Genomic DNA, 22,100 nt, shown 5'->3' with positions numbered 1-22,100 from the left:
CAACGCTCTGCTGTGGAGGCGTCGCACCGGTTCGCGCTCAGACCTCGGGCAGGCCCACATAGTTCTCGGACAGGCTCCTGGCGTACGCCTCCGAGGTGGCGACGTACCTCAGCGTGGCGTTCTGCAGCTTCGTCTCGTACGGGTCGTCGCGCTCCAGCCGGTGCAGCATCGAGGTCATCCACCAGGAGAAGTGCTGGGCTCGCCAGACCCGGCGCAACGCCGTAGCCGAGTAGGCATCCAGCAGATCGGTGCGACCCCCGTCGTACCACGCGGCGAACGCGTCCCCGAGCAGCGCGACGTCGGCGAGGGCAAGATTCATGCCCTTCGCGCCGGTGGGTGGGACGATGTGCACGGCGTCCCCGGCCAGGAACAACCGCTCCCACCGCATCGGCTCGACCACGAAGCTGCGCATTCCGGTAATGGATTTTTCCAGGATCGGCCCCTCGTTGAGCGACCATCCCGGCACCGTCTCCAACCGGGCCCGCAGCTCCGTCCAGATCCGCTTGTCCGGCCACGCGGCGATGTCCTCGTCCGGCGCGACCTGTAGGTACAGCCGGGAAATCTCGGGGGAGCGCATGCTGTAGAGGGCAAAGCCCCGTTCGTGGTTGGCGTAGATGAGTTCGTCCACCGCCGGCGCCGCGGCGGCGAGGACACCCAACCAGGCAAAGGGGTACGCACGCTCGTAGGTGGTCAGCACCCCCTCGGGCACCGCGCCCCGGCTCACCCCGTGGAAGCCGTCGCAGCCGGCCACGAAATCGCAGTGCAGCTCCTCGTCACGCCCGTCGCGTCGAAAGTGGACGACCGGCGAGTCCGAGTCGAGGCCGTCCAGGCGTACCGCGTCGGCCTCGAAGAGGATCGAACCGCCGGCCGCGAGTCGGGCGGCGATCAGGTCCTTGACCACCTCCTGCTGCCCGTAGACGGTGATCGCCCGCCCGGTCAGATCCGCCATCGGCACCCGGTGCGACTCCCCGGCGAAGCGCAGCTCGATGCCCTCGTGGCGCAGCCCCTCCCGTCGCAGCCGCTCACCCACACCGCTGCGGCAGAGCAGGTCGACCGAGCCCTGTTCGAGGACGCCCGCCCGCAGCCGGTGCTCGACGTGGTCGCGGCTGCGGCTCTCCAGCACCACCGACTCGATTCCGCGCAGGTGCAGCAGGTGCGACAACATGAGCCCGGCCGGCCCGGCACCGACGATGCCGACCTGGGTACGCATTCCCGGCATGCTCCTCTCCCCCCGGTGTCAGAACGGATACCGCGTGATGGCACCCTGCACGGTGAGCCACTGGGTCTCGGTGAACGCCTCGACGTTCGCGGCGGCCCCACCGAACCGGGAGCCGGTGCCGGACGCCCCCACCCCACCGAACGGCGCCACCGCCTCGTCGCTCACCGTCTGATCGTTGATGTGCACGATCCCGCTGGGGATCCGGTCGGCGAGGGCCATCGCCCTCATCACGTCGCGGCCCAGGATGCCCAGCGACAGGCCGTACTCGGTCTGCCGGGCCAACTGCACGGCCTCGTCCTGGTCGGCGAAGGTGATCACCGGCGCGACCGGGCCGAAGACCTCCTGGGCGTACGCCGGGGTCGCGGGGGTGACGTCGGTGAGCACCGTCGGCCGGTAGAACAGCCCCTCGTACGTGCCCCCGGCGGCCAGTCGGGCACCCGCGTCGACGCTCGCCGTGACGAGTGCGTGGATCTTGTCGCGCTGGCGCTCGTCGATGATCGGCCCGAGCGCCACCTGCTCCTTCGCCGGGTCGCCGACCGGCAGGTGGTTCGCCTTCTCCGCCAGCCGCTCGACGTACCGCTCGGACAGGCTCTCGTGCACCAGGTGTCGGCCGGTGGTCATGCAGATCTGACCCTGGTGCAGGAACGACCCCCAGGCGCCGGCGGAGACCGCGAGGTCCAGATCGGCGTCGTCGAGCACGATCAGCGCCGAGTTGCCACCGAGTTCGAGGTGTGCGCGTTTGAGGTGGCGTGCCGCCGCCTCGCCGACCTTGCGGCCGGCAGCGGTCGACCCGGTGAAGCTGATCACCCGTATGTTCGGGTCGGCCACCAGCGCCTCCCCGACCTCGACCCCGCCGGGAAGGACGTGCAGCAGCCCGTCGGGCAGGCCGGCCTCCTCGAAGACCCGGGCGATCGAGACACCGCCGCAGACCGCGGTGCGCGGGTCGGGCTTGAGCACGACGGCGTTGCCCAGCGCCAGGGCTGGGGCGACGGATCGGGTGGCCAGGATGAGTGGGAAGTTGAACGGCGCGATGACTCCGACGACGCCGACGGGCAGCCGGCGAGCCAGGCTGAGCCGCGGTTGCGCGCTCGGGATGATCTCGCCGAGCGGGTGCGAGGCCAGCGCCGCCGCCTCGTAGCATTCCTGCGCCGCGGTGTCGGTCTCGACGCCGGCCTTGGGTGGGATGGATCCAGCCTCCCGCACGATCCAGTCACCGATCTCGGCGGCGTGCCGCTCGAACAGCTGCCCGGCCCGGCGTAGCACCGCTGCCCGCTCGGCGTAGCCGGTGGCGGCCCAGGCGCGCTGGGCGACGGCGGCGCGAGCGCAGGCGCGCGTCACGTCCTCGGCGTTCGCCACGCCGACCTGGCCGATCTCCTCGCCGGTGGCGGGGGATCGCACTGGTGCCGTGCCGCCGGCCGGTTCCACCCAGCCGTCGCTGTGCAGGGTGCCCTGCCAGGTCGTGACGTCCAGCAGTGTCATGGCGGTCCTCCTCGGAGCGTGGGGCCGGTGGGCTGGTCCCGGGGTGACCGGGCGGACTTCCGCTCACGAAGGGCCCAGAGGTGTTCGCTTGCCGAACGGCCGTTCTCTTCCTGAACGTTGGCACGTGGTGCGGCTCGCGTCAACGCATCGCCCGGCGTGATTGTCGAGCACTGTGGACGGCGATCCGGCCTGTCGTTGACGGATGTCGTTCCCCGTCGTACGTTCGAGATGAGTACGGCAGTCCGCATAGCGAACGGCCGGCGGCAGCACGGTTCGCGCAGGAGGCGGGGAGGCCCATGGCGAAGCTCGTCTCGTTGACCGACGGCGTGGCGCACCTGGTCCGCGACGGCGACGTGGTGGCCCTGGAAGGGTTCACGCACCTCATTCCGTTCGCCGCCGGTCACGAGATCATCCGCCAGGGGCGGCAGGATCTGACCCTCGTGCGGATGACCCCCGACGTCATCTACGACCAGCTGATCGGGGCGGGCTGCGCCAGTCGCCTGGTCTTCTCCTGGGGTGGCAACCCGGGCGTCGGGTCGCTGCACCGCTTCCGGGACGCCGTGCAGCATGCCTGGCCACGTCCACTCGAACTGGAGGAGCACAGTCACGCGGGCATGGCCAACCGGTACGTCGCCGGGGCGTCCGGGCTGCCGTTCGCCGTCCTGCGCGGCTACACCGGCACCGACCTGCCTAGGCACACCACCAACATCCGGCCCATCACCTGCCCGTTCACCGGCGAGACGCTGACCGCCGTCCCCGCCCTGCGTCCGGACGTGACGGTGGTGCACGCCCAGCGCGCCGACCGGAACGGCAACGTGCAGATGTGGGGCATCACCGGTGTGCAGAAGGAGGCGGTGCTCGCCGCCCACCGGTCACTGGTCACCGTCGAGGAGATCGTGGACGAGTTGGAACCCGTACCCGGACAGGTGGTCCTGCCCGGATGGGCGGTCACCGCGGTGGCCGAGGTGCCCGGAGGCGCGCACCCCTCCTACGCCCACGGCTACTCGGTGCGGGACAACGACTTCTACCGGGACTGGGACGCCGTCAGCCGGCACCGCGACACCTTCCGCGCCTGGCTCGACGAGCACGTGCACAAGGCCGGGGCTGCGGCGTGACCGACGAGACCGCGATGACCAGCTGGACCGCTGACGAGATGATGACAGTCGCCGCCGCGCGGCAACTGCGTGACGGCACCGCCTGCTTCGTCGGGATCGGGTTGCCCAGCACCGCGGCGAATCTCGCGCGGGCGACCCACGCCCCGAACCTGGTGCTGATCTACGAATCCGGGTGCCTCGGCGCGAAGCCGGATCGGCTTCCGCTCTCCATCGGAGACGGGATTCTCGCCGACACCGCTGACGCGGTCGTCTCGGTGCCCGAGGTGTTCAACTACTGGCTCCAGCCCGGCCGGATCGACGTGGGCTTCCTCGGCGCCGCGCAGCTCGACCGCTACGGCAACATCAACACCACTGTCGTCGGCGGCGACTACGACGCCCCGACGGTCCGGCTGCCTGGCGCCGGTGGCGCCCCGGAGATCGCCGCCTCCTGCGGCGAGGTCGTGGTGATCGTCCGGCAGGATCTGCGGACGTTCACCGAACGGGTCGACTTCGTCACCTCGGTCGGCTACGGAACGGGCTCGGGCGACCGGGAGCGACTCGGCCTGCGCGGCGGAGGCCCGCGGGTCGTGATCACCGATCTCGGCGTCCTCGAACCCGACCCGCTCACCTGCGAACTCACACTGACCCACCTGCACCCCGGCGTGACCAGGGAGCAGGCGCGGGCGGCCACCGGCTGGGACCTCGCCGTCGCCGAGGGACTGGCCACCGGTGCGCCGCCGACGGCACGCGAACTCGCGGTGCTGCGGGCGCTGGAGGCGACGAAGGCCGACGGGAGACGAGAATGACCACTCAGGACAGCCAGCCCGGCAGCGGACTGGTGCTACCGCGCTACCGGCGCGACGACGTCGACGCCCACCCACCCCTGCTCAGCCCCGGTTACAAGTCCACGGTGGCGCGGGCGCCGAGACACCCACTGGTCCACCTGCCGCAGCGGCTGACCGAGGTCACCGGGCCGTTGCTGGGGGAGGGGCGGCTCGGTGCGCTCGACCACGACCTGACCCGCCAGCACGACGGTGAGCCGCAGGGACAGCGGATCATCGTGCACGGGCGGGTCCGCGACGGTGACGGCCGACCGGTGCCCCACACGCTGGTCGAGATCTGGCAGGCCAACGCCGCCGGTCGGTACCGCGACGCACGGGACACCTGGCCGGCGCCGCTCGACCCCCACTTCGAGGGGGTGGGCCGGGCGCTCACCGACGACCAGGGGCGCTACCGGTTCATCACAGTTCAGCCCGGCGCCTACCCCTGGCGTAACCACGACAACGCCTGGCGGCCGGCGCACATCCACTTCTCCCTCTTCGGTCGGGCGTTCACCCAGCGGCTGGTGACGCAGATGTACTTCCCGGGCGACCCGCTCTTCTTCCAGGACCCGATCTTCAACTCGGTCCGCGACCCGAAGGCCCGGGAACGGATGATCGCCCGGTACGACCACGCCAGCACCGCACCGGAGTGGGCGCTGGCGTACGAGTTCGACATCGTGCTGCGCGGCCGGGAGAGCACCCCTTTCGAGGACGGGGACGACGATGAGTGAGCAGTTGGGCGTCATGCCCGCGCAGACCGTCGGGCCGTACCTGCACATCGGCCTGCGCTGGCCCGACGGTCCGTACGTGGTGCCCGAGGGCACGCCGGGCGCGTTCTGGATCAGCGGTCGGATCGTCGACGGCACCGGGACACCGGTGGTCGACGCGATGGTGGAGAGCTGGCAGGCCGACCCGGACGGCCGGTTCGACCATCCGGACGACCCTCGGGGCGCTCGGCCGCCCGCGCTCGCGGGCTTTCGCGGATTCGGGCGGAGCGAGACCGACGGTCAGGGGTGGTACCGGCTGTTGACCGTCAAGCCCGGTGCGCTGCCCGAGCCGGACGGCGGCACCGAAGCCCCCCACCTGACCCTGTCGGTCTTCGGGCGCGGGCTGCTGCACCGCCTCGTCACCCGGCTCTACTTCCCCGACGAGTCGACGGCGAACGCCGCCGACCCCGTGCTGAGCAACGTCGACACCGACCGCCGTGGCACCCTGCTGGCGAGTCCCGCCGCAGACGGGTTCCGGTTCGACATCCACCTTCAGGGCGACCATGAGACCGTCTTCTTCGCCCTCTGAGGGACTGCTCGGCGGCCTCTCCGGCACCCCGGACGTCGACGCGGAACTCAGCGACCCGGCACTGCTCCAGGCGATGCTCGACGTGGAGGCCGCGCTCGCCCGGGCCGCGGCGGACGCCGGCATCGTGCCCGTACCGGCGGCCGAGGCGATCGCCGAGCAGTGCCGCGCCGAGCGGTACGACCCGGCCGCACTGGGCCGGGCCGCCGACGCCACCGGCAACCCGGTCGTCCCGCTCGTGGGAGAGCTGACCGCCGCCGTGCCGGAGCACGCCCGAGCCTGGGTGCATTCCGGAGCGACCAGCCAGGATGTGCTGGACACCGCGCTGGTCCTGGTGGCCGTGCGGGCGCTCGGGCCGCTGCTGGCTCACCTCGACGTCGCCGTGGGCGCCGCCGCCCGGCTGGCCGACGCCCACCGGGACACCGTGATGGTCGCCCGGACACTCGGGCAGCAGGCGGCACCCAGCACCTTCGGGCTCAAGGCCGCCGGCTGGTTGACCGGTCTCGTCCAAGCCCGGGACCGACTGCGTCAGGTCCGCGCCGCACAGCCCGCGCAACTGGGTGGCGCGGTCGGCACCCTGGCGGCGTTCGGCCCGACCGGCGTCGAGATCACCGAGCGGTTCGCGGCGCACCTGGGCCTCCCGCCCAGCCCGCTGCCCTGGCACACCCGCCGTCAACCCTGGCTCGATCTGGCCGCCGCCCTCGGTGGGCTCCTGGTGGCCGCCGGCAAGATCGCGCTCGACGTCGGGTTGCTCGCCCAGAACGAGGTGGGTGAGGTCGCCGAGTGCGGCGCCGGACGGGGCGGCTCGTCCGCCATGCCGCACAAGCGCAACCCGGTGGACTCGATCCTCGTCACCGCCGCGGCGCGACGCGGTCCGGGTCTCGTCGCCACACTGTTCGCCACGGCGGTGCAGGAGCACGAGCGGGCCGCAGGCGGCTGGCACGCCGAGTGGGAGCCGCTCCTCGATCTGCTGCACTTGACCGGTGGCGCCACCGCCCGGTGCTCCCGAATGCTGACCGGGCTCCAGGTCCGCCCGGAGCGGATGCGGGAGAACCTCGACGCGACCGGCGGCCTCCTGCTCGCCGAGGCGGTCGCCGCACGCCTGGCGCCCGCCGTCGGCCGCCGCGTCGCACACGATCTGGTGACCCGCGCCGCCGCCGAACCCTCGTTCCGCGCCGCGCTGCTCGCCGACCCCGAGGTCCGTGCCCACCTGTCCAACACGGAGCTGGCCGAGGCGCTCGACCCGTACCGCTGGCTCGGCTCGGCCGGCCGGTTCGTCGACAGTGCCCTCGCCGCCGTCCGGGGAGCGGGCGGATGACCACCCGGTTGCATCTCACCGTGGACGGCCCGGCCGCCGCGCCGGTGCTGCTGCTGGGCAGTTCTCTCGGCACCGCCGCCGCAATGTGGGAACCCCAGGTGTCGGCGCTCGCCCAACGGTTCCGGGTCATCCGATACGACCACCTGGGCCACGGCCGCTCGGCGGTGCCGCCCGGGCCGTACACGCTGGACCTGCTGGGCCGGGAGCTGCTGCGGACGCTGGACGACCTCGACGTGCCGTGGGTGCACTACGCGGGGTTGTCCCTCGGCGGCATGGTGGGCATGTGGCTCGCCACGTACGCGCCCGACCGGGTGCGGCGGCTGGCGCTGCTCTGCACGTCGGCGTCGCTCGGCCCACCCGAGCAGTGGCGGGCACGAGCCGCGACGGTACGGGCCGACGGTCTGTCGGCGATCGCCGACGCGGTGGTGGCCCGCTGGTTCACCACGGGATTCGCCGCCGCCCGGCCGGAGGTGGTCGCCACCCACCGCGCCATGCTGACCGAGACGCCGTCGGCCGGCTACGCCGCCTGCTGCGAGGCGATAGCCGCGATGGACCTCCGACCCGACCTCGGCCGGGTGGCCGCGCCGACGCTCGTCATCGCCGGCGCGGACGACCCGGCCACCCCGGTGGAGCACGCCCGCGAGATCGTGGGGCGTATCCCACGGGCCCGGCTGGCGGTGGTCGACGCGGCGGCGCACCTGGCCAACGTCGAGCAACCCGAGCAGGTGTGCCGACTCCTGTTGGAGCACTTCCACGAGGGACGAGGTGACGCGTGAACGACAGCGAGCGGCACGAGGCGGGCATGACGGTACGTCGACAGGTGCTGGGTGACGCGCACGTGGACCGCGCGGTCGCCGGCACTGACGAGTTCACCGCCGACTTCCAGGACTTCATCACCCGCTACGCCTGGGGGGAGGTGTGGAGCCGGCCGGGCCTCGACCGACGGACCCGTAGCTGCGTCACCCTCGCCGTGCTCGCCACCCTGCGCCACGACGAGGAGTTGGCAATGCATGTCCGGGCCGCGCTGCGCAATGGGCTCAGCCCGGAGGAGGTGGCGGAGGTCCTGCTCCAGGTCGGCGTCTACGCTGGTGTACCGGCGGCGAACCGGGCGTTCACTGTGGCCCGGGAGACCCTGCGGCAGGAGGGCGGGTGAGCGTGAGCGAGGAGGCGACGAGGTCGCCGGAGTTCGTTCAGTCGCTGGAGCGCGGCCTCGCGGTGATCCGGGCGTTCGACGGCGAACATCCGCAGCTCACGCTCAGCGAGGTGGCCAGGCGGACCGGGTTGACCCGGGCCGCGGCGCGCCGGTTCCTGCTCACCCTGGTCGAGTTGGGCTACGTGCACACCGACGGCCGGCTCTTCTCGCTGCGGGCCCGGATCCTCGAACTCGGGTACGCCTACCTGTCCAGCCTGAGCCTGCCCGAGGTCGCGCAGCGGCACATGGAGGCGCTGGTCGCGCAGGTGCACGAGTCCTGCTCGGTGTCGGTGCTCGACGGCGACGAGGTGGTCTACGTCGCCCGCGTGCCCACCAAGCGGATCATGACCGTGGGGATCAGCGTCGGCACCCGGTTCCCCGCGTACGCCACCTCCATGGGCCGGGTGCTGCTCGCCGCGCAACCGGTGGAGTGGCTGGACGACTACCTCGCCACCGCGCAACTGCGGCCGCTGACCCGGCGTACCGTCACCGACCCGGCCAAGCTGCGCGCCGTCCTGACGAAGATCGCCGCTCAGGGATACGCCATCGTGGACCAGGAGTTGGAGGAGGGGCTGCGTTCGGTGGCCGCGCCGATCCACGGCGAGAACGGGTCGGTGATCGCTGCGGTGAACGTCTCCGCGCACGCCAGCCGGGGGTCCTTCGAGATGATCCGTCGAGAGCTGCTCCCGCCGCTGCTGGCCGCCGCGAAGCGGATCGAGGAGGACATCCGGGGCGGCCTGAGCCGGTCACCGACTGCCGACGGGCTCGGGCTCAGCTCGGCTTGAGGGCCGGCGCGGTGACGACCCGCGCCGGACGGCGCAGGTACCACTCAGCCACCGCAAGGTTGATCAACCAGCCGGCGACCACCAGCCCGGCCCGGAGGTTCCCGTCGGGCTGCTCGCCGGTCGCGATGAGGTACGGCGCGTGGGTGAACGCCTGGGTGCCGGCGCCGAGGCCGATCGCGTAGCCGCGCACCATCCACCTGCGGTGCCGGGCGATGTCCCGGCGGAGCACGGCGGCGAGACCGACCAGGATCGAGCCGGCCATGGCCGAACCGAAGACGAGCCGCATACCGGCGAGCACGTCGTTGTCATGGGCCGGCAGGTCGTACGCGAAGGCCATCCACAGCCCGGTGAACGCGACAGTCAGCCCACAGGGGACGAGCACCCGGCCGGCCCGGCGGTGCCAGCCGTGCCGGCGCAGACGGGGTACGAACTGGAACGCGCCGAGGATCGTGTACACCACCGCGCCGACGATGTGCAGCACCACAGGCAGCGGATCGGCGACGAAGCGTGCGTTCGCCGCGGTGACCTCCGCTCCGCTGCCCAACTCGGTGAGCCGCCCCGCGCCGGCGAGCATCGGTATCAGGCCCAGCAGGATCAACGCGGCCGGTAGCCGCCACTCGCGCATCGTCATGCCATCGATGGTGGACGCCGCACCCGTCCCCGCTCATCGGCACATGGGCCGCGATCGGGTCGGCCCATGGTCGCACGCCGTCGTCGTACTTCCGGCGCTCACCAGTGCCGTCGGCGGCGGTTGGTCTCGTACGCCCACATCGCCACCTCGACCCGGTTACGCACCCCCAGCTTGGTCATCAGGCTGGTGACGTGCGACTTGACAGTGCTCAACGTGATGTAGAGCTCGTCGGCGATCTCCTGGTTGGTGCGTCCCCGCGCGACGGCGACCAGGACCTGTTCCTCCCGGTCGGTGAGCGCTTCGACGGGCTGCTGGCGCGGCGCGGCCGGATCGGCGTCGGCGAACGCCTTCAGCAGCCGGGTGGTGACGCTCGGCGCGATCAGCGCGTCCCCGTTGGCGGCGGCGTGCACGGCCTGGCTGAGCAGGTCGGGACCGGCCTCCTTGAGCAGGAAGCCGCGGGCGCCGGCTCGCAGCGCCGCGTACACGTACTCGTCGAGGTCGAAGGTCGTGATGACGACCACCGCGAGCGGCTCCGCGACCGTCGGCCCGGCGAGCGCCCTGGTGGCTTCGATGCCGTCCATGCCCGGCATCCGGATGTCGAACAGACAGACGTCGGGGCGGAGCCGCCGGGCGAGCTCGACCGCCTGCCGGCCGTCGCCGGCCCCACCGACGACCTCGATGCCGGGCTGTGTGTTCAGGATGATGGTGAGGCCGGTGCGGACGATCTCCTGGTCGTCCGCCACCAGCACGCGAACCGTCACGCGCCGACCCCTTCGCGCGGAAGCACGGCCGTGACGGTCCATCCGCGGTCGGGGTTGGGGCCGGCCTCGCAGGTGCCGCCGAGCAGGTCGGCGCGCTCCATCATGCCCACCAGGCCGAAACCGGGGAAGCCGGTCGGGCGGGCGGCGCCGGTTTCGCCGTCGTCGCTGACCCGCAGCCGCACGGACGTGTCGTCGGCCGCGACGCTGACCTCGATGCGGGTGGCGTGGCGAGCGTGACGACGGGCGTTGGTGACCGACTCCTGCGCCAGCCGGTAGAGCGCGGAGCCGACAGGGGGCGGCAGGTCGCCGAGGTCGCCGCGCAGATCCACGTCGACGGCCGGCCCGGTGCGGAACTGGCCGGCGAGCCGCTCGATGTCGGCGACCTGCGGGTTGGGCCCCAGGTCGGCGGGCTGGTCGCGGCGCAGTACACGCACCATCGCGCGCATCTCGGCAAGCGCCCGGGACGCCTCGGCCTCGATGGTGTGCAGCGCCTCGACGGCGGCACCCGGCTGGCTCGTCGACGCGGCGATGCCGGCCTGGGCGCGGATCGCCATCGCCGACACGTGGTGGGCCACCGTGTCGTGCAGGTCACGGGCGAGCCGTTCCCGCTCCAACAGCTTCACCTGGTCGAGTTCGCGCAGTCGGGCGGCGGCGCGGAAGCGGATCGCGACACCCAGCGTGGCGGCGGCGAACATCACCGCGAAGCCGGCGACCAGTTCGCCACCGTCGATCGAGCCGACCAGGCCGGCGGCGGTCACCTTGGCCACCACGAAGAAGGAACCGAGCACGGCGTCCCGGCCGGAACCCCAGCGGAACAGCGCGTTGGCCAGCAGGACCAGGAAGCTCGCCGTGAACAGCTGGCAGGGATCACCGGGCAGCACGTACGGGGCGACAGTCGTGCAGCCGAACGCGATCGCCACCATCGCGAGCGGTTCGGTCCGCCGCCACAGGATCGTGGGCAGCAGCGCGAGCGCGACGACGACGCAGCCCACCCGCCAGGGCAGATCGGGTCGGAAGATTCCTTCCACCACGATCGCCGGCGCGAGGACCGCGATCACCGCCCAGTCGCGCCACACCCGGGTCGGGGTGGGGGAGACCCGCGGCTCGGCAAACACCGCGCGCAGGCGAGGGTGCATGGCATCCATCGTACGAACGGTGGTGCGACTCCAGATCCTCCCAAAGTACGACCGGTGACCACTGGGTGGCCGTGACGGCACCGGTTGCCAGCGGATCTCCGCGACGTTACGTTGAAATGCCATCGATGAGCTTCTACATCGCAAGGTATCGGGGGCCGCATGTCCACGTCCGTCACTCGTCGCACCGTCCTGGCCGGTGGAGCCGGTGCCGCCATCGGCCTGGCCCTGCCCGGCGTCGCCGCCCACGCCGGTGGAAACCATCCCACCAGCGTGAGCTTCACCCTCGACGCGACAACGCTCGACGGCGGTGAGCAGGTCACCTCGGTCACCCTCGACACCCGCCGGCTCGGGTCGATCGACCCGGCCGGGCTGACCCCCGGCACGTTCACGGTGCACGCCAAGGCCACCAGCCCGATCCCGATCGCTACCGGCGACCAGATCTTCAGCGAGTACGACCTGGACCGCACGGTGACCGCGGCCCGGCTCGACCGGCACGGCAACATCGTGCTGGAGTTGAGCCACGCCGAGGGCCAACCCGGCGGTGGGACCCTCGGCTACATCCTGAGCAGGGGCCGCAACGTCCGGCTGGACCTCGTCTACACCATCACCCAGAACACCCCGATCGTTCGACGTCACGGCTCGCCGGTGACCATCAGCCGCTTCGTGCAGGCGGGGCTGTCGAACCCGGAGGTGGACGCCTTCAGCTACCACGTCTCGGGCTCGGGTATGAAGTACCGGCTGTACTCGCCCGACCACTCGCCCCGACACGGCCGGCGGCCGCTGATCGTCTGGCTGCACGGTGGCGGCGAGGGCGCCTCGCTGGCGGACGACTACTACGACAACGAGACCACGCTGCGCGCCAACCGGGGAGCGCTCGGCTTCGCCACCCCACAGGCCCAGCGGATCTTCTCCGGCGCGTACGTCGTCGCTCCGCAGAGCACCTCCTACTGGATGGAGGACGGCCCCCGGTTCGCCCCGCTGATCCGCGAGATCATCCGGGACCTCGTACGCCGCGAGCGTGTCGACCCGGACCGGATCTACGTTGTCGGTTGCAGCAACGGCGGCTACATGTCCCTGGAGATGACCTCGACCTACCCCGACCTGTTCGCCGCCTCGGTGCCGATCTGCGGTGTCGTCGAGCCGCTCAGCGGGGAGGGCCCGCCGCTGATCACCGACGCGGAGTTGGCGCAGATTCGGACCCCGACCTGGTTGGTCACCTCGCGCGACGACGACACGGTGCCACCCGAGACCAACACGATCCACGCCCACGACCTCATCCCGGGATCACTGATCAGCCTGTACGACCACGTCGTCTGGGACGGCTACCAGTTCCCCGGTCACTGGTCCTGGATCTACGTTGCCCGCAACGACCCGAGTCTCAACGGCACCCACATCTGGCAGTGGATGGCCCGCCGCCGTCGGTGATCTGCTGGTCGGCGAGGCGGAAGCACGGCTCCGGGCCGGCCGTGGAGGTCGACCCGGAGCCGGTGACTGTCAGCCGACCGGGGTCAGGCGCCAGTTGTTCCTGGTGCTGCCGTTGTCGGCGTACTGGACGGCCTGGGCTCCCCAGGTGCTGGACCCGTTGAGGATGGCGAGCACCTTGCCGCTGTTGACGTTACGGATCCGGTAGGAACCGTCGCTGTTGGCCACCAGGGTCCAGCGGTGGTCGGCGGTGCCGTTGTCGCTCCACTGCAGGACGCGGGCGTTGTCGGCGGTCGACATGATCTCGACGCCGAGGACCTTGCCGCTGTTGACGTTGCGGAACCGGAACGCGCTGCCGTCGGTGATCCGGACCCAGTTGTGGTCGGCGGTGCCGCTGTCACCCCACACCACCGCCAGGCCGCCATCGGCGGTGGACATGTTCTGCACGCCAAGCACCAGGCCGGTGTCGACGTTCACCAACTTGTAGGTGTCGCCGGGGGTGGTGGCGCTCACGCTGGTCACGAAGGTCATCACGCTTCGGGCGGGCAGCGTGACGGTGAGCGAGCCGTTCGACATGCTGAGCGCGCCCTGGGGCGCGACGGTCCTGCTCCCGTCGGTCAGCCAGTTCGAGACACTGCCGGACGCTGTGGCGTTGGACAGTGTGAACTGCTGGCTCACCGACGAGGTGTTCTTGTTGATGGCGACGATGACGACTGTGTCGCCACCTCGGTACGCCGAGACGTAGACGTTCGACGCGGGGTTCGCCGTCGCGTCGATCCGTACGTACCCTGGGCGGACGAACCTGGCGAAGTGCGCCATCATGGCACCGCGCTTGCTGATCTGGCCGTCCTCGCGCATGGGGCCGTAACTGCGCCGGAGATACCACCAGACGTACGCCTGGAACTCCGCGTCCACCATGGCGCGGTGGACGTGTTCCCCCACGTCGAGCGCCTCGGGCCAGGCGTCACCCGAATTGGTGTTGCTGTTGGGGTAGTAGACCTCCGTCATCCAGAGTTCCTTGCCCGCGCCCTTCTGCTTGAAGAGTGGGTAGGGGAAGTTCGCGTACGACGTGCCGTAGAGGTGGGCACCGATGATGTCCACGTTGGCGAGTGCCGCGGAGTCGTTGAGGATCGGGTCCGACACTGACTTCACGTACTGGAAGGACTCCGGTGCGATGACCCTGGTGCTGATCGAGCCGGCGTTCTCCCGCAGGAACCGGAGCATTTCCGTGGACGTCCACCACGTCCACTCGGCCGCGTAGTCCGGCTCGTTCTGCACCGATATGCCGTACAGATTCACCCCGTTGTTGCGCATGTGGGTGGTGAAGTCGTTCAGGTGCGTGGCGTAGGCGCCGTACGAGCTGTATCGGAGCCGCCTCGCGTTGGTCTGGTTGCCGCGGGTGAAGGTCTCGATCATGCTGGCCGGCGGGTTCCACGGCGATGCGAAGACGGTGGCGCCGAGGGCGACAGCGCGCTGCGCGGTCGCCAGATCGCGGCTCCAGTCCGCCTGGTTCTCGTTGACGGGGATCCGCAGCAGGGAGAACCCGAGTCGACCCTCGCCGGTGCCGAACGCCGTGTCCCGTTGGGCAGCGGTCAGGTCGCCGATCCAGGCTGCGTGGGCCATGGCGCCGAAGCCTCGGATCGTCTGCCGCGTTGCCGACGGGTTGATGCTCGCCGGTGCGGCAACGGCTTCGGTGGCCCCCACGACCGTCGCTACCGCTGCGACCGGTACGGCCCCTATGGTCGTCAAAACGGTTCGCCGGGTCAGCGTTTTCCGTTCGCCGGTCACCTGCTCATTCTGATCTTGCGTCATTGTCGTGTCCTCCTGGGTGGTGGTGGTGCGCGCCTTCTCGGCGCCGTTGGCCCGGTCGGCACCGGTCTGCTGCGCTGGCACGGGGTTGACCGTGATCCCGACGACCACTCCGGCCCCGATTGATCGTCATAACTGTTAACGCTAACAGAATTGTTACGCCTCTGGCATCGGCGGGTGTGGATCACTGCTTGCGGCGTAGTTCTCGCAACACGCCGTGCCGGCGCACCGCCCACGCGAGACGCCGGACGCGCGGGTGCCACACGAACAGCACCGCCGCCCGGCGGATCAGGCCGAGCCGGTTGTCGCTCAGCTGGTTCTCGATCGCCTGCCAGATCAGCTCACGCACCTTGGCGCTGGCCAGCACCGCCCGCACCTCACGCCGCACCACAGGATCCTCCGCCGCGGACGCGATGGCGGCAGCCTGACCCGGTCGGTCCGCCAGCGGCTCCACCGCCGCCGCGACGAGCGGCCTGCGCACCTCGTCCTGCTCCAGCAGCAGCAAGACCGCTTCCCGAATTTCGACAGTGTCCAGGGCGGACCGCAGCAGGCTCAGCAGGCTGCGCTCCACCTCGTGGTCATGGTCCGGGACGGACAGTGTGGCCAGCAGCCCCGCGATCTCCTCGAGATCGACGACGTGTCGCACCCCGGAGCGGAACTCCGGCAACTCCCACGCGACCTGCAGAGCCTTGACGAGATTGCGGTTCATGCGCCATCGCTACCCGCAAGCGCCAGCCGACGAAACCCCGACCTGGCGCCGGACGACCTGGATACCGGCGGTCGTGGTGGTCACCAGCGCCGCAGCTGCGGCGACCAGTAGAAGAACGGTCTCGGCCAGGACACTGTGCATGTATTCGCCTCCGTTCGCGGTGGCCGACAGGTACTGCACGGCTGCGATCAGGTTGAGGGGTGCGGCGATGAGCGCGCTGACCCACCACCTCGTCCTTGGCGCTGTGGGTGCGCCCGCTGGTCGCGCGCGCCGGGCCTGGATGACCCAGTTGGCGACGCTGGCCCAGGCGGTGAGCAGCGTAAGGAGCAGCAGACAGAATGTCGCTGTGGACAACTCACGGAGCGGCACGACGCTGTCGAAGATCTCCACTATGGCGGATCCGTCGTGGGTCACCACGCCGACGCGGCGCTCGTATGCCCCAAGAGCGACGAGGGTGTGGGTGACGTCAACGACCGTGAGTGCGACCAGGGCGGCCACGACGGTGCGGGAGTTCGGCATCTGGCGACGATAGCCCTCGGGCGTGGCTTTCTTGAATCGCTCTGCCGATCGCCTCTCAGCACCACGTCAGGGTCGAGTTGACCCTCGTGACGTTGCTGATCGTGTTGTTCGCCCCACCGCAGGGGCTCTGGGTGATGTTGGTGCCGCTGACCGTCAGATTCTGGAACCGGATGCCAGAGGAGATCGGGAACTCGCTCCGGGCCGCGATCCGCACCTCACCGCCGCCGGTCACCGTCCCGGAGACCCCGGCGATGACGACGTTGTAGCAGTTCTCCACCAGGATCGAGTTGTTGCCCGTGTTCGAGATCGTCACCCGGTCGATGACCGCGCCACCGGACTCGGACACGCAGAAGATCCCCCGGCCACCGCCGGACGCGAGCACGGTGCCGACCCGGATGTTGGTCGGGTACGAGTTGCCCACCCGACCGTTGCGGTTGGCCATCCGGAACGCCGCGTACCCGGTGCCGGCCCCGGCGCCCTGCGCGTCGACGGTGCCGATCGTGGCGTTGATCGTGTCGTTGAGCAGCAGGCCGGAGTCCCGGGTGTTCCGGGCCGTGACAGTGCCGATCGTCAGACCGTCCACTCCGTACGTCTCCACCCCGTGGGTACCGGTCCCCGACACGTAGACGTTGTCGATACGGATGTTGCGTACCTTGACCGCCCGATCTCCACCGTGGTTGTCGATGCGCACGCCCAGGCCCGCGGAAAGCCGCATGTCGATCTGCCCGAGAGTCAGGTTGTTCACGTTGCGCATGAAGATCCCGTACAGCGGCGATCCGGTCAGCGTGAGGTTCTGCACCTCGACGTCGGTGGTTCCCCGCGAGTACACCGGCGCCTGGTCACCCGAGCCCGACCCGGTCACGTTGATCGTGCCGCACACGGCAAGTGTCGTGTACGACGGCAGCGACAACCGCGAGCCCGCGCTCATCGAGCCGGAGCCTCGAACGACCACCCGCTGCTTCGACGTACGACCCGCCGAGAGCGAGTTGACCGCCGCCTGCATCGCCGACAGCATGTCCGCGCCCGAGTAGACCGTCGACGAGCCGTTGCGGGCCGTCCAGGTGCCTCCGCTCAGTACGGCCTCGGCGTTGCTCGACCCGCTGCCACAGCCGGTGGTCGGTGGCGTGCCGCCGCCAACCGCCACCAGCTGCCACTGCTGGTTCGGGCCGTTGAGATCGGCGTACTGACTGATCCGGCCCCCGTCCGCGGTGGACCGCTCCCAGACCTCAAGCGCCTTGGCCGAGTGGCGGTTGATCAGCCGGACGTAACCGCTGTCGGAGTCGAGGACCTGGAACTGCTGGTTGGCGCCGTTGGCGTCGGAGAACTGGCGGTACTCGGCGCCGTCGGCGGTGTTCCACTCCCAGAGGTCGACGACCTTGCCGCTGTGCCGGGCCTTGAGGCGGTAGTAGCCGCTGCCGGAGGAGACGAACTGGAACTGTTGCCACGCGCCGTCGTTACGGGACCACTGCTGGATCACCGCGCCGTCTGCCGTCGAGGTGTCCCGGACGTCGAGGACCTTGCCGCTGTTCCGGTTGACCAGGACGTAGTAGGCGTTGGTGTCGATGGTCGCCGCCGCTGCCGGCGGCGCGCCGACCAGGGCGGCACCGGCCGCGCCGACCAGCATGGTGATCATGGCGAGCACCAGGCCCGTACGCCGGCCGCGACGCGTCGACCCACTGCCGGACGGTCTTCTCGTGCTGGTGAAGGGCATCGCTCCTCCTGGCTGGAATGGGCTGCGGGCGTACCTGGACGGGTGTCGACGACAGCGGGCGCCTACTCCAGGTGGAAGGTGGCCGAGGCGCGTTCGGCGCTCGAACTGACCGCCTCGATGTAGAGCAGTCCGTCGCGGTGGCGCACGTGGCGACCCGGGAAGTTCTGCGACTCCAGGGAGATCCCGGCGCTGTCGGCGAGGCCGGCTTGACGACGGAAGCTCGCGTCGCCGCCGAACAGCGCCGAACCGTCGTTCTTCTCCACGTACAGGGCGTAGCCCCGGTGGCGTAGGTAGTAACCGGGGAAGTTGGTCGACTCCAGCGACACCGATCCACCGCCGGCGAGGCCGGTGACGATGCGGAACTGGGAGTCGGCCAGGTTGGCCACGTTCGGCTCGATCCGGGCCCGGTAGTCGTAGTGCCGGATGTAGCTGTTGGCCTGGTCATGTGACCGCAGCCGCACCGGTGTGGCCCCGTCGGGCACCGGAATGCCGAAGTTCGGGGTGCCGTCGGCGTTCCAGTACACCTTCTGTAGCCGGGTGCGTCGGTTCGGGTCGTTGAGCGGGTCGCCGGAGATGTCGCGGTAGTTCCGGTCGTGGTAGACGAGGATGTCGCTCTGCCCGTCCTCGGAGACGGTGAACGAGTTGTGGCCGGGGCCGTACTGGCTGGTGGCCGCGTTGCTGGCGAACACCGGGCTGGGGCTCTTGCTCCAGGAGGCCGCGTCGAGCAGGTTCGCGCTGGCCGAGGCGCTCAGCATCCCGAGGCAGTAGTTGGCGTCCGTCGCGCTGGCCGAGTAGGTCAGGAAGATCCGGCCGTTTCGTTGGATCACGGCCGGTCCCTCGGCGACCCGGTAGCCGCGGGTCTCCCAGTCGTACGTCGGCACGACGAGCCGGGTCACGGTGCCGGTGATCTGCCACGGGTTGGCACCCATCCGGGCGAGGTAGACGTTGGAGTTGTTTCCGATCGCCGGCTCCTGCTGTGCCCAGGTCAGATAGCGCACCCCGTTGGCGACGAAGGTCGAGGCGTCCAGGCTGAAGGTGTCCCAGGGTGTCGTGATCCGGCCGCGTTCCGTCCACGAGCCGGTCAGCGGATTCGCGTTGGCGTTCTCCAACACGTACATCCGGATCCGCCACACGTCGTCGGTGCGGCCCGCGGCGAAGTAGACGTACCACCGGTTGTTGATGAAGTGGATCTCCGGGGCCCAGATGTGGGCGCCCATCTCTCCGCTGGTGTGGCGGCTCCAGATCGTCGTCTCCGCGGCAGTCGCCAGCCCCTGCAGGGTGGTCGCCCGGCGCAGCACGATCCGGTCGTACTGCGGCACCGTCGCGGTCATGTAGTAGTAGCCGTCGGTGTGCCGGAAGATGTGCGGATCGGCCCGCTGGTTCACCAACGGGTTGGTGTAGTTGACGGCCGGCGCGGCGTGCGCCGGTGCGGCCATGGGCAGGCCGGCCGACACGGCCAGCAGCACCAACACCGCGGCCAGCATCGACCGCAGGCGCCGAGGGACGCCGTGGCCGGCAGGCCCCCGGTGGACGGCCCGACGGGTGTTCGGGTCGGTTCGAGGGGATGGCAGCGGCATCTGTCCTCCGCGAGCTTGGGAACGGCCATTGACCAGCACCCATAGCACCGCGGCGATGCCGTAGCCGATCCGGTCGACGCCGAGCGGCGACGTCGGGCCGGACCGGGGGGAGAGGCGCGAAGGGCTGGGAATGTGACTGTGGCGTTGCCACCAGGTGGCGGGGTTCATGTTGGCGTTAACATCGATACCTGTCAAGGTGCGACGGTTCCTCGCCTTGCCGGAACAGCGGCCGTCGCGTACGTGGAGGTAGTGTCCTCGGCGTGCTGCGACGGTGGATGCTGGCGATCCTGATGGTGGTGTGCGGCGTGCTGGTGGCGGTGACCCAACTGACCGCCGGTCTGCCCATCGTCGGCGTCGTCGAGTTGCTGGTCTTCCTGGTGTTGGCGCTGCTGCTGTCACCGTGGGCCTTTCCCCGCCCGGTGAACGCCGCCGAAGCGCAGCGGGCCAGCGCGGTGGACGGCCGGCCGATCGTCTACTGGCGTCCCGGCTGTCACTACTGCCTGCGGCTGCGGTTCTCCCTCGGCCGGCTCGCCCGGCGGGCGCACTGGGTGGACATCTGGCGCGACCCGGCCGCTGCCGCAGCCGTCCGGGCGGTGGCCGGCGGCAACGAGACGGTGCCCACCGTCGTGCTCGGCGATCGGGCCGTCGTGAACCCCGACCGGGCCTGGTTCCGCGAGCAGCTCCGCTCATCCTGAACAGGCGATCCCCTCACCTGACGAGGTCACCGGCGAGGTACACGGCCAGCGGACGGCGCAGCACCGTGATGTCGCTCGTCGGATCGCCGTCCACGATCAGCAGGTCGGCGTCGAACCCGGGGCGGACCCGGCCCTTGCGTCGCCCCAGACCACACACCTCGGCGCCGACCGAGGTGGCCGAGGCGAGGGCGACGGTGGCGGCAATGTCGCAGCCCACGTACTCGACGAGCGTCTCCGGCAGGATCCCGTGCGGCTTCGCGGGGCCGAGGCCCGCATCCGAACCGGCCACCAGGCGGACCCCGGCCCGGTGCAGTGTGGCAACGCCGTCGCGCAGCGCGGCTTCACTGAGCCCGGCCCGCGCCGCCATCGCCACCACCTCGGGCGGCGTGACCACGGCCGGGTCGGTGCCGAGCGTGGCGCAGACCGCCACCCCGGACGCAGCCAGTCGGTCCGCGAGCTCAGCGGGGACACGGGCGCCGGCCGCCGTGACGCAGGTGCAGTGTTCGATGCCGTCCACGCCGACGCGCAGCGCCTGCTCGACAGCGCTGAGCGCGTGCGCGTGCGCGGTCACCGGCAGGCCCAGATCGTGGGCCTGCGTCAGTGCGGCGGTCAGTTCCTCGTCGGTGAACTGCGGTCTCGTGGTGTCGGTGCCCGGGGTGAACACCCCGCCGCTGGCCATCACCTTCACCAGATCGGCACCGGCCGCCGCCCGCAGACGCACGGCCTCACGAAGCCCGTCGACACCGCTCGCCTCACCCCCCAACGACCAGCAGTGCCCGCCGACGCTGGTGAGCGGTGCGCCCGACCCCACCACCGTCGGAAGGTCGTCCCGCACCCGCCGGTCCCGCCAACGCAGCACCGCGTCACGCCGGTCGCCCAGGTCCCGGACCGTCGTGACGCCGGCCGCCAGGTGCGTACGTAGCGACGCCTCGACGACCGCGTCGAGGTCCGACTCGCGACGATCGGCGAGCCGGCCGAGCGCGTCGGGCCCGGCGTCGGCGGACAGGTGCACGTGCGCGTCGACCAGACCGGGCAGCAGAGTGCCGCTCGGCTCCTCACGTACCGACCAGCCCTCCGGCGCCTCGGCGCTACCCCGGTGCACCCCGGCGATGCGTCCCTCGTCGAGCAGGACCAGGACTCCGCCGTCGACGAGCCGTTCGCCGTCGAACATCCGGGTCACCCGGACAGCATGCTTCGTCATCGTCATCGTCATCGTCACCTCACCTCATCCCGCCTGGCCACAGCCGCCACCACCGACGCCCCCGTCCCTCGGCGGCCACCGCTCATGGCCTGACGATCGCATCGCCGTAGGCGGCCCGGCCTCCCTCGCCAGAGCGATACGCCATCCCCCAGCCGGGTCGGCACCTGGTGGGTGGGTCGGCACATCACCCGCCGCAGTGGCGTTTTCACCACCCTCTGCGGGGGATACGACGCCGCCCGACTTCCCGTGCTGAACGGGCGACGACAGGAGGACGGTCATGGCACTGGCCAACCCGGCACCCGACTACTTCGAGCCCGAGGACGGCATGTTCCTCGCCACCCTGCTGATCGTTCGCGATCTGGCGCGGTCCCGGGAGTACTACGAGCGGGTGTTCGGGGCGACCTGCGTCCACGAGAGCAGCCCGCTGATCATGAAGTTCTTCAACAGTTACATCATCATCAACGTCGAGGGCGGTCCGACGGACGACAAGCCGACGGTGCAGGCCAAGGCGCCGTCCGACTCCAACACCCTGAGCTGCGCGATGAACCTCCGGGTCCGGGACATTCGGAAACTCTACGAGGAGTGGAAATCCCGGGGCGCGGACTTTCTCACCGAGCCGAAGGACCACGGAACGGAGATCCGCTGCTACCTGCGCGACCCGGACGGCTACCTGGTCGAGGTGGGGCAGGGCCTCTGACCGTCGGGCGGCGGCGGGGCGCCGACAGGGC

The 22,100-nt window shown here is 70.7% G+C and carries 21 protein-coding genes and 2 pseudogenes; 11 read left to right on the top strand and 12 right to left on the bottom strand.

The features are described 5' to 3' along the window. Positions 1 to 37: 37 nt before the first annotated feature. Both AB0B98_RS02880 and AB0B98_RS02875 read right to left on the bottom strand, forming a co-directional pair. Positions 38 to 1,219, bottom strand: a complete 1,182-nt coding sequence (locus AB0B98_RS02880) for a 4-hydroxybenzoate 3-monooxygenase (protein WP_357360386.1) — start codon at positions 1,217 to 1,219, stop codon at positions 38 to 40. An 18-nt stretch (positions 1,220 to 1,237) separates the two neighbouring features. After that, positions 1,238 to 2,698 carry a benzaldehyde dehydrogenase gene (locus AB0B98_RS02875; protein WP_357360384.1) on the bottom strand — a complete coding sequence of 487 codons (1,461 nt, stop codon included), beginning with the start codon at positions 2,696 to 2,698 and terminating at the stop codon, positions 1,238 to 1,240. A gap of 296 nt (positions 2,699 to 2,994) precedes the next feature. Between AB0B98_RS02875 and AB0B98_RS02870 the strand changes: the two genes are divergently transcribed. From AB0B98_RS02870 to AB0B98_RS02835, 8 genes are read left to right on the top strand one after another with little or no spacing between them, the layout of a single operon-like run. After that, positions 2,995 to 3,813, top strand: a complete 819-nt coding sequence (locus tag AB0B98_RS02870) for a CoA transferase subunit A (RefSeq protein WP_357360382.1) — start codon at positions 2,995 to 2,997, stop codon at positions 3,811 to 3,813. Between the two features lie 14 nt (positions 3,814 to 3,827). Continuing rightward, positions 3,828 to 4,598, top strand: coding sequence for a CoA-transferase (locus tag AB0B98_RS02865; RefSeq protein ID WP_357360577.1), 771 nt, complete (start codon positions 3,828 to 3,830; stop codon positions 4,596 to 4,598). Then, a complete protein-coding gene (gene pcaH / locus AB0B98_RS02860; protein WP_238667900.1) occupies positions 4,595 to 5,344 on the top strand; it encodes a protocatechuate 3,4-dioxygenase subunit beta in 750 nt (249 codons plus the stop codon). The genes AB0B98_RS02865 and pcaH overlap by 4 nt, the downstream gene beginning before the upstream one ends. Then, positions 5,337 to 5,909 (top strand): protocatechuate 3,4-dioxygenase subunit alpha, encoded by a 573-nt coding sequence (gene pcaG / locus AB0B98_RS02855; RefSeq protein WP_357360379.1) that lies wholly within the window; start codon positions 5,337 to 5,339, stop codon positions 5,907 to 5,909. The genes pcaH and pcaG overlap by 8 nt, the downstream gene beginning before the upstream one ends. Continuing rightward, positions 5,884 to 7,224, top strand: coding sequence for a 3-carboxy-cis,cis-muconate cycloisomerase (gene pcaB, locus AB0B98_RS02850; protein ID WP_357360377.1), 1,341 nt, complete (start codon positions 5,884 to 5,886; stop codon positions 7,222 to 7,224). Before pcaG ends, pcaB begins: the two co-directional genes overlap by 26 nt. Beyond that, positions 7,221 to 8,000, top strand: a complete 780-nt coding sequence (gene pcaD, locus AB0B98_RS02845) for a 3-oxoadipate enol-lactonase (RefSeq protein WP_357360375.1) — start codon at positions 7,221 to 7,223, stop codon at positions 7,998 to 8,000. Before pcaB ends, pcaD begins: the two co-directional genes overlap by 4 nt. After that, complete coding sequence (gene pcaC, locus AB0B98_RS02840; protein ID WP_238667896.1) at positions 7,997 to 8,377, top strand: 4-carboxymuconolactone decarboxylase; 381 nt, start codon at positions 7,997 to 7,999, stop codon at positions 8,375 to 8,377. The genes pcaD and pcaC overlap by 4 nt, the downstream gene beginning before the upstream one ends. Continuing rightward, positions 8,374 to 9,201: an IclR family transcriptional regulator gene (locus AB0B98_RS02835; protein ID WP_357360373.1), complete on the top strand. Its 828-nt coding sequence runs from the start codon at positions 8,374 to 8,376 to the stop codon at positions 9,199 to 9,201. Before pcaC ends, AB0B98_RS02835 begins: the two co-directional genes overlap by 4 nt. Here AB0B98_RS02835 and AB0B98_RS02830 read toward each other — a convergent pair. The 3 genes from AB0B98_RS02830 to AB0B98_RS02820 form a co-directional block, all read right to left on the bottom strand. Further along, positions 9,188 to 9,832, bottom strand: a complete 645-nt coding sequence (locus AB0B98_RS02830) for a DUF2306 domain-containing protein (protein WP_238667894.1) — start codon at positions 9,830 to 9,832, stop codon at positions 9,188 to 9,190. The genes AB0B98_RS02835 and AB0B98_RS02830 overlap by 14 nt on opposite strands. Positions 9,833 to 9,930: 98 nt before the next feature. Further along, positions 9,931 to 10,593, bottom strand: a complete 663-nt coding sequence (locus tag AB0B98_RS02825; protein ID WP_357360370.1) for a response regulator transcription factor — start codon at positions 10,591 to 10,593, stop codon at positions 9,931 to 9,933. Next, on the bottom strand, positions 10,590 to 11,729 hold the full coding sequence (locus tag AB0B98_RS02820) for a sensor histidine kinase (protein ID WP_357360368.1): 1,140 nt from the start codon (positions 11,727 to 11,729) through the stop codon (positions 10,590 to 10,592). Before AB0B98_RS02820 ends, AB0B98_RS02825 begins: the two co-directional genes overlap by 4 nt. Positions 11,730 to 11,888: 159 nt before the next feature. Here AB0B98_RS02820 and AB0B98_RS02815 point away from each other — a divergent pair, with 159 nt between their 5' ends. After that, positions 11,889 to 13,154, top strand: coding sequence for a PHB depolymerase family esterase (locus tag AB0B98_RS02815; RefSeq protein WP_357360366.1), 1,266 nt, complete (start codon positions 11,889 to 11,891; stop codon positions 13,152 to 13,154). A 69-nt stretch (positions 13,155 to 13,223) separates the two neighbouring features. Here AB0B98_RS02815 and AB0B98_RS02810 read toward each other — a convergent pair. The 6 genes and pseudogenes from AB0B98_RS02810 to AB0B98_RS02785 all read right to left on the bottom strand — a co-directional run. Then, positions 13,224 to 13,640: pseudogene (locus AB0B98_RS02810) on the bottom strand (RICIN domain-containing protein); the annotation flags it as partial. 93 nt (positions 13,641 to 13,733) lie between these two features. Then, positions 13,734 to 13,970 (bottom strand): annotated as a pseudogene (locus AB0B98_RS02805) (cellulose-binding protein); the annotation flags it as partial. Positions 13,971 to 15,144: 1,174 nt separating this feature from the next. Beyond that, positions 15,145 to 15,669 (bottom strand): hypothetical protein, encoded by a 525-nt coding sequence (locus AB0B98_RS02800; RefSeq protein ID WP_357360364.1) that lies wholly within the window; start codon positions 15,667 to 15,669, stop codon positions 15,145 to 15,147. Positions 15,670 to 15,678: 9 nt separating this feature from the next. After that, positions 15,679 to 16,188 (bottom strand): hypothetical protein, encoded by a 510-nt coding sequence (locus AB0B98_RS02795; RefSeq protein ID WP_357360362.1) that lies wholly within the window; start codon positions 16,186 to 16,188, stop codon positions 15,679 to 15,681. Positions 16,189 to 16,243: 55 nt separating this feature from the next. Then, positions 16,244 to 17,821 carry an RICIN domain-containing protein gene (locus AB0B98_RS02790; protein WP_357360575.1) on the bottom strand — a complete coding sequence of 526 codons (1,578 nt, stop codon included), beginning with the start codon at positions 17,819 to 17,821 and terminating at the stop codon, positions 16,244 to 16,246. A 140-nt stretch (positions 17,822 to 17,961) separates the two neighbouring features. Further along, complete coding sequence (locus tag AB0B98_RS02785) at positions 17,962 to 19,383, bottom strand: family 43 glycosylhydrolase (RefSeq protein WP_357360360.1); 1,422 nt, start codon at positions 19,381 to 19,383, stop codon at positions 17,962 to 17,964. A 353-nt stretch (positions 19,384 to 19,736) separates the two neighbouring features. Between AB0B98_RS02785 and AB0B98_RS02780 the strand changes: the two genes are divergently transcribed. Next, positions 19,737 to 20,171, top strand: a complete 435-nt coding sequence (locus AB0B98_RS02780; protein WP_357360358.1) for a glutaredoxin domain-containing protein — start codon at positions 19,737 to 19,739, stop codon at positions 20,169 to 20,171. Positions 20,172 to 20,184: 13 nt separating this feature from the next. Here the strand turns inward: AB0B98_RS02780 and AB0B98_RS02775 are convergent, their stop codons facing one another. Beyond that, on the bottom strand, positions 20,185 to 21,378 hold the full coding sequence (locus AB0B98_RS02775; protein WP_357360356.1) for an amidohydrolase family protein: 1,194 nt from the start codon (positions 21,376 to 21,378) through the stop codon (positions 20,185 to 20,187). A 271-nt stretch (positions 21,379 to 21,649) separates the two neighbouring features. On the opposite strand from AB0B98_RS02775, the gene AB0B98_RS02770 reads away from it, so the two are divergent. Continuing rightward, positions 21,650 to 22,069, top strand: coding sequence for a VOC family protein (locus AB0B98_RS02770; protein ID WP_238667886.1), 420 nt, complete (start codon positions 21,650 to 21,652; stop codon positions 22,067 to 22,069). The last annotated feature ends 31 nt before the right edge of the window (positions 22,070 to 22,100 follow it).

Source organism: Micromonospora sp. NPDC048947 (genome assembly GCF_040649495.1).
Classification (GTDB): Bacteria; Actinomycetota; Actinomycetes; order Mycobacteriales; family Micromonosporaceae; genus Micromonospora; species Micromonospora alfalfae.
The sequence above is the reverse complement of the archived record's forward strand: the minus strand, read 5'-3'. Positions and strand labels throughout refer to the sequence as shown.

Bases quoted from the DNA above. Each gene is read 5' to 3' on its own strand.
- AB0B98_RS02775 (WP_357360356.1), bottom strand. From the start codon at position 21,378: ATGACGATGACGAAGCATGCTGTCCGGGTGACCCGGATGTTCGACGGC.
- pcaD (WP_357360375.1), top strand. From the start codon at position 7,221: ATGACCACCCGGTTGCATCTCACCGTGGACGGCCCGGCCGCCGCGCCG.
- AB0B98_RS02870 (WP_357360382.1), top strand. From the start codon at position 2,995: ATGGCGAAGCTCGTCTCGTTGACCGACGGCGTGGCGCACCTGGTCCGC.
- AB0B98_RS02880 (WP_357360386.1), bottom strand. From the start codon at position 1,219: ATGCCGGGAATGCGTACCCAGGTCGGCATCGTCGGTGCCGGGCCGGCC.
- AB0B98_RS02830 (WP_238667894.1), bottom strand. From the start codon at position 9,832: ATGACGATGCGCGAGTGGCGGCTACCGGCCGCGTTGATCCTGCTGGGC.
- AB0B98_RS02865 (WP_357360577.1), top strand. From the start codon at position 3,828: ATGACCAGCTGGACCGCTGACGAGATGATGACAGTCGCCGCCGCGCGG.
- AB0B98_RS02815 (WP_357360366.1), top strand. From the start codon at position 11,889: ATGTCCACGTCCGTCACTCGTCGCACCGTCCTGGCCGGTGGAGCCGGT.
- pcaH (WP_238667900.1), top strand. From the start codon at position 4,595: ATGACCACTCAGGACAGCCAGCCCGGCAGCGGACTGGTGCTACCGCGC.
- AB0B98_RS02795 (WP_357360362.1), bottom strand. From the start codon at position 16,188: ATGCCGAACTCCCGCACCGTCGTGGCCGCCCTGGTCGCACTCACGGTC.
- pcaG (WP_357360379.1), top strand. From the start codon at position 5,337: ATGAGTGAGCAGTTGGGCGTCATGCCCGCGCAGACCGTCGGGCCGTAC.
- AB0B98_RS02785 (WP_357360360.1), bottom strand. From the start codon at position 19,383: ATGCTGGCCGCGGTGTTGGTGCTGCTGGCCGTGTCGGCCGGCCTGCCC.
- AB0B98_RS02770 (WP_238667886.1), top strand. From the start codon at position 21,650: ATGGCACTGGCCAACCCGGCACCCGACTACTTCGAGCCCGAGGACGGC.
- AB0B98_RS02820 (WP_357360368.1), bottom strand. From the start codon at position 11,729: ATGCACCCTCGCCTGCGCGCGGTGTTTGCCGAGCCGCGGGTCTCCCCC.
- AB0B98_RS02875 (WP_357360384.1), bottom strand. From the start codon at position 2,698: ATGACACTGCTGGACGTCACGACCTGGCAGGGCACCCTGCACAGCGAC.
- AB0B98_RS02800 (WP_357360364.1), bottom strand. From the start codon at position 15,669: ATGAACCGCAATCTCGTCAAGGCTCTGCAGGTCGCGTGGGAGTTGCCG.
- AB0B98_RS02790 (WP_357360575.1), bottom strand. From the start codon at position 17,821: ATGATCACCATGCTGGTCGGCGCGGCCGGTGCCGCCCTGGTCGGCGCG.
- pcaB (WP_357360377.1), top strand. From the start codon at position 5,884: ATGAGACCGTCTTCTTCGCCCTCTGAGGGACTGCTCGGCGGCCTCTCC.